The sequence below is a fragment of the uncultured Marinobacter sp. genome, from assembly GCF_963974375.1.
Lineage (GTDB): Bacteria > Pseudomonadota > Gammaproteobacteria > Pseudomonadales > Oleiphilaceae > Marinobacter.
The window spans coordinates 1-3,691 of record NZ_CAXBDN010000338.1 but is presented as its reverse complement, the minus strand read 5'-3'; the positions used below and the strand labels follow the sequence as shown (position 1 = coordinate 3,691).

Genomic DNA, 3,691 nt, shown 5'->3' with positions numbered 1-3,691 from the left:
GCCCATGGCCATGGCCTCGCCGGTGAGCACGTCATAGCTCGCGGCTGTAACCGCCACATCACTGACCGGAACCTGCCACGGGCCCACCATCTGATCACGAGCCACCAGGCCGGTGATGGTGCGGTCACCTATGGTGATGAGGAAGTTCTTGCTGCCAACGCTTGGCAACCGCAATACCCGCCGGATGGCCTCGTCCAGGTTCACCTGAGTGGAATCGAATATCGGTTTGGTAAAAGAGGTCCGGGCCACACTGCGATGCATCCGCGGCGGTTTGCCAAACAGCACATCCATTGGCAAATCGACCGGGTGGTCATTGAAGTAGGCGTCACCCAGAGCCAGGTGATGATTCTCGGTAGCTTCACCGATAACGGCATAGGGACAGCGTTCCCGGCGACAGATGGCGTCGAAGGCCTCCATGTCGGATTCGGCAACCGCCATGACGTAACGTTCCTGGGATTCGTTGCACCAGAGTTCCAGCGGCGACATGCCCGGCTCATCACTGGGAATGTCGCGAAGTTCAAATTTGCCACCACGACCGCCATCCTTGACCAGCTCGGGCATGGCATTGGACAATCCACCGGCACCTACATCATGAATAAACGCAATGGGGTTGTCGTCACCAAGTTGCCAGCAACGGTCAATCACTTCCTGGCAGCGGCGCTCCATTTCCGGATTACCCCGCTGTACCGAGGCGAAGTCGAGGTTTTCCTGACTGGCACCGGAATCCATCGACGAGGCAGCACCACCGCCCAGGCCGATCAGCATGGATGGCCCGCCCAGCACGATCAGGCGGGCGCCCACCGGAATCTCACCCTTCTCGACGTGATTCTCGCGAATATTGCCAAGGCCACCCGCAATCATGATGGGCTTGTGGTAACCCCGCACCTCTTCGCCGGCGGCGCCGGGTACTTTCTGTTCAAAGGTACGGAAGTAACCTGTCAGGTTTGGACGGCCAAACTCGTTATTGAACGATGCCCCGCCGATGGGGCCCTCGATCATGATATCCAGCGCAGAGGCAATACGGGCAGGTTTGCCATAACCCGTTTCCCAGGGTTGCGGATCGCCCGGAATCTCAAGATTCGATACCGTAAAGCCGGACAGTCCGGCCTTCGGTTTCGAGCCCCGGCCGGTGGCGCCTTCATCACGGATTTCGCCGCCAGCACCGGTAGCAGAGCCGGAGAAAGGTGAAATGGCCGTGGGGTGGTTGTGGGTTTCCACCTTCATCAGTATATGGACAGGTTCACGGCTGTAGGTGTAAACGCCGGTCTCCGGATGCGGGAAGAAACGACCAGCTTCACTGCCTGCGATCACCGATGCATTATCGCGGTAGGCTGAGAGTACGCCCTCGCGGCTCATCTCGTGGGTGTTGCGAATCATCGCGAACAACGATTTTCCCTGGCCTTCGCCGTCGATGTCCCAGGAGGCGTTGAAAATCTTGTGGCGACAATGCTCCGAATTGGCCTGGGCAAACATCATCAGCTCGACGTCTGTGGGATCGCGGTCAAGATCACTGAACGCCTTCACCAGGTAGTCAATTTCGTCTTCGGCAAGGGCAAGCCCGAGCCGGGTATTGGCGGCAACCAGCGCCGGACGGCCACCGGTCAGCACCGGAACCCGCTCAAGGGCACGTGGTTCTTCCCGGTGAAACAGCAGCTCTGCGCCGCCCATCTCATGGAAGACGGTCTCGGTCATGCGATCGTGGAGAATCGCGGCAATCCGCTCCCGGTCACTGCGATCGAGCTTGCCGGGTGCGCTCACATAATAGGCAACGCCCCGCTCTATCCGGCGGATCTGGCGCAGGCCACAGTTGCGGGCAATATCAGTTGCCTTGCTGGACCAGGGTGATACCGTACCCGGTCTCGGCACCACCAGAAACAGAACACCCTGAGGATCCTCAGGCTCTGCGCGGGGCCCGTAGGTCAGCAGCCGATCAAGGACCCGCTGATCTTCATCACTGTTATCCGCATCAAGATCCACGAAATGCATGAACTCAGCGTAGACGTGAGATACCTCCGCAACCGCAAGAGTCAGCTGTGCCAGGAGTTTTTCAGAGCGGAAAGGAGAGAGTGCGGGAGCGCCGCGAAGTTCCAGCATGGATAATGACCTGTATCGCGCGAAACTGGGAAACAGGAGTTTAGCAGGTCTTGCACCATGTCCCGGACAGGACAGGCACTGAGTCAAACCAACTCCGGCAAAAGAACGGGCGACATAATACTTGAAACCGCGGCCGGGATACAGCAGTGCACAATTAACAGAATTTTGCGTCTGACCGGCACTCGCAGATTGACCATCACCGGTCTGTGGTAGATCATTCAGATGAAATCTCAGGAGAGTAGCCTTTGGTATTCACCCGGATTGTGAAACAACGCCGTTGCCTGAAATCCGCCCTCTGGGCGCTTCTGCTTGCACTGGCCATGCAGCTGTCAGGCTGCTCACGCCCCTCAACACTGGAAACGGTGAAATCGGAGGGCGTGCTGCATGTCATTACCCGCAACGCACCTTCTATCTATTACGAAGACCGCGACGGCCCCACCGGGTTTGATTACGAACTGGCGCTGCGGTTTGCGGAGCATCTGGGCGTCGAACTCCGGGTGCGGCTGGTGGCCGGCAATGGCGACATTTTACCGGTGCTGGACCGGGGCCATGCCCATATCGGGTTCACTGGTCTCGCCATCAATGATGTCTGGAGCGACCGCTTCCGGGCAACGGCCAACGGCCTCACCTCTCAATCCATCATCATCTACAACCGGGAGCAGCCGCACCCCGAAGACCTGAGCAGCCTTGTGGAAAAGGGCGTGACCGTCCATCTCGCCGGGGACAGCAATCACATTCGCAACCTCCATGTTCTCAGTGGACAGATAACGCTACCCGCCTATGAAGTGCATCAAGGGCTTGACGCTGCAGGCATTCTTGAACGGGTCGAAACCGGAGAGTTCCTGGCTGCCATCGTCGACGCCAATGAACTCGCACTCAATCATGTCTATTTCCCGAATGTGAAACAGGCGTTCAGCATCAGTGAGCCAGAGGATATTGCCTGGCTGTTTCCTGCCAGTCATGACGACACCCTGTTTCAGGAGGCAGAGTCTTTCCTGCACAGCATCCGTCAGGACGGCACCCTGGCTCAGCTCCGGGAACGATTCTATGGCCATCTGGACCGGTTGAATTATGTTGGCTCGCTGACGTTCGATCAGCATATCCGCGAGCGCCTGCCGGACTTCAAGTCTCATTTCCAGAACTACGGCAGGGAATTCAGCGTCGACTGGCGACTGCTGGCCGCCATTGGCTATCAGGAATCGAACTGGCGTCCCAATGCCGTTTCCCCCACCGGCGTCCGTGGTCTGATGATGCTGACCCTGAATACCGCCCGTTATATCGGCGTCGATAACCGGCTCGACCCGGTAGAGAGTATTGCGGGTGGTGCCCGCTATTTCCGGCGGGTGCATGGCCGCATTCCTGACCGCGTTCCCGAGCCCGACCGCACCTGGTTTGCGCTGGCATCCTACAACGTGGGCTCGGGACACCTTGAGGATGCCCGCAGGCTGACCGAAAGCGGTGGCAAGAATCCGGACAGGTGGATGGACGTCAAGGAATTTCTGCCCCTGCTGTCCCAGAAAGAGTGGTACTCGAAAACCCGATTCGGCTATGCCCGAGGCAATGAGCCAGTGGAATATGTCCAGAACATACGGCGTTA

2 protein-coding genes are annotated in these 3,691 nt (G+C 58.4%); one reads left to right on the top strand and one right to left on the bottom strand.

Features of this window, described 5'->3' with window-relative positions; translation table 11 throughout:
- Positions 1 to 2,094: phosphoribosylformylglycinamidine synthase (gene purL / locus AAC035_RS19540; RefSeq protein WP_339806786.1), on the bottom strand; the 2,094-nt coding region annotated here is incomplete at its 3' end.
- Positions 2,095 to 2,414: 320 nt separating this feature from the next.
- On the opposite strand from purL, the gene mltF reads away from it, so the two are divergent.
- The coding region (gene mltF / locus AAC035_RS19535) for a membrane-bound lytic murein transglycosylase MltF (RefSeq protein WP_339806787.1) at positions 2,415 to 3,691 on the top strand (1,277 nt) is incomplete at its 3' end.